General features: G+C 62.4%; 1 protein-coding gene. It reads left to right on the forward strand.

All coding sequences use genetic code 11. The features are described 5' to 3' along the window. Positions 1-130: 130 nt before the first annotated feature. The coding region (locus tag EN845_RS34270; RefSeq protein ID WP_135931305.1) for a hypothetical protein at positions 131-335 on the forward strand (205 nt) is incomplete at its 3' end.

Genomic DNA, 335 nt, shown 5'->3' on the forward strand with positions numbered 1-335 from the left:
CGGCGACGCGCCGACTGTTGGCCGCCGCCAGGCGGAAGGTCAAGCGCGTCAATACGCTGACCGCACTCCTAGTGTTCTCGCGCGTCTGGCGGCGCGCGAAGCGGCAGGCGATCGAGGGAGCAGCCGGGATATGAAGCCGCAGATCGTTCACCGCTATACTATCCCGCTGCAGACCGTCATCGAGCAGCTGATCGGCAAGGAAGCCACAAACGGCGAGGGTTTCATAGTCGATGTCGATGGTGACGACCTCTTAGTCGACATCATCGAGCCGGCCGGCCTCAGAAGCGCGGAGCCAGAACCAACCTTGGAACCTACCTTCCAAGAGAAGTCCCAGG

The sequence above is a fragment of the Mesorhizobium sp. M8A.F.Ca.ET.202.01.1.1 genome (genome assembly GCF_004791595.1).
GTDB lineage: Bacteria > Pseudomonadota > Alphaproteobacteria > Rhizobiales > Rhizobiaceae > Mesorhizobium.